Source organism: Shewanella electrica (assembly GCF_022321485.1).
In the GTDB taxonomy this organism is placed as follows: domain Bacteria; phylum Pseudomonadota; class Gammaproteobacteria; order Enterobacterales; family Shewanellaceae; genus Shewanella; species Shewanella electrica.
Genome location: NZ_JAKOGG010000033.1, coordinates 1 through 1,521 on the forward strand (window position 1 = coordinate 1; position 1,521 = coordinate 1,521).

Sequence of the window (1,521 nt, forward strand, 5' to 3'; positions counted from 1 at the left end):
CTCACTGCGATGGAGAGACGGAGAAGGCTAGGCTAGCGCGGCGTTGGTAGTCCGCGTTTAAGGTGGTAGGTGTTGTGCTTAGGCAAATCCGGGCACATTTACACTGAGAGCTGATGACGAGTCACTAAGGTGATGAAGTAGTTGATGCCATGCTTCCAGGAAAATCTTCTAAGCTTCAGGTGAGTAGAAATCGTACCCCAAACCGACACAGGTGGTCGGGTAGAGAATACCAAGGCGCTTGAGAGAACTCGGCTGAAGGAACTAGGCAAAATGGTACCGTAACTTCGGGAGAAGGTACGCTCCTGTTGGTGATGAGACTTGCTCTCTAAGCTGACGGGAGTCGCAGATACCAGGTGGCTGCAACTGTTTATCAAAAACACAGCACTGTGCGAACTCGCAAGAGGAAGTATACGGTGTGACGCCTGCCCGGTGCCGGAAGGTTAATTGATTGGGTTATCTTCGGAGAAGCTCATGATCGAAGCCCCGGTAAACGGCGGCCGTAACTATAACGGTCCTAAGGTAGCGAAATTCCTTGTCGGGTAAGTTCCGACCTGCACGAATGGCGTAATGATGGCCACGCTGTCTCCAGCCGAGACTCAGTGAAGTTGAAATTGCGGTGAAGATGCCGTATACCCGCGGCTAGACGGAAAGACCCCGTGAACCTTTACTATAGCTTGGCACTGAACATTGACCCTGCATGTGTAGGATAGGTGGGAGACTTTGAAGTTGGGACGCTAGTCCTGATGGAGTCGACCTTGAAATACCACCCTTGCAGTGTTGGTGTTCTAACCTTGGCCCCTTATCGGGGTTAGGGACAGTGCCTGGTGGGTAGTTTGACTGGGGCGGTCTCCTCCTAAAGAGTAACGGAGGAGCACGAAGGTTGGCTAAGTACGGTCGGACATCGTACGGTTAGTGTAATGGCACAAGCCAGCTTAACTGCGAGACAGACACGTCGAGCAGGTACGAAAGTAGGTCATAGTGATCCGGTGGTTCTGAATGGAAGGGCCATCGCTCAACGGATAAAAGGTACTCCGGGGATAACAGGCTGATACCGCCCAAGAGTTCATATCGACGGCGGTGTTTGGCACCTCGATGTCGGCTCATCACATCCTGGGGCTGAAGTCGGTCCCAAGGGTATGGCTGTTCGCCATTTAAAGTGGTACGCGAGCTGGGTTCAGAACGTCGTGAGACAGTTCGGTCCCTATCTGCCGTGGGCGTTGGATGATTGAGAGGGGCTGCTCCTAGTACGAGAGGACCGGAGTGGACGAACCGCTGGTGTTCGGGTTGTCATGCCAATGGCATTGCCCGGTAGCTACGTTCGGAATCGATAACCGCTGAAAGCATCTAAGCGGGAAGCGAGCCTCAAGATGAGTCATCCCTTGGACTTAGAGTCCACTAAAGAGCCGTTCAAGACCAGGACGTAGATAGGCAGGGTGTGTAAGCGTTGTGAGGCGTTTAGCTAACCTGTACTAATGACTCGTGCGGCTTAACCATACAACCCCGATGGGTTTTAAGCCTTGA

1 rRNA gene is annotated in these 1,521 nt (G+C 52.8%); it reads left to right on the forward strand.

The features are described from left to right. Positions 1-1,494 (forward strand): 23S ribosomal RNA (locus L9G74_RS19805); the annotation flags it as partial. Positions 1,495-1,521 lie beyond the last annotated feature (27 nt).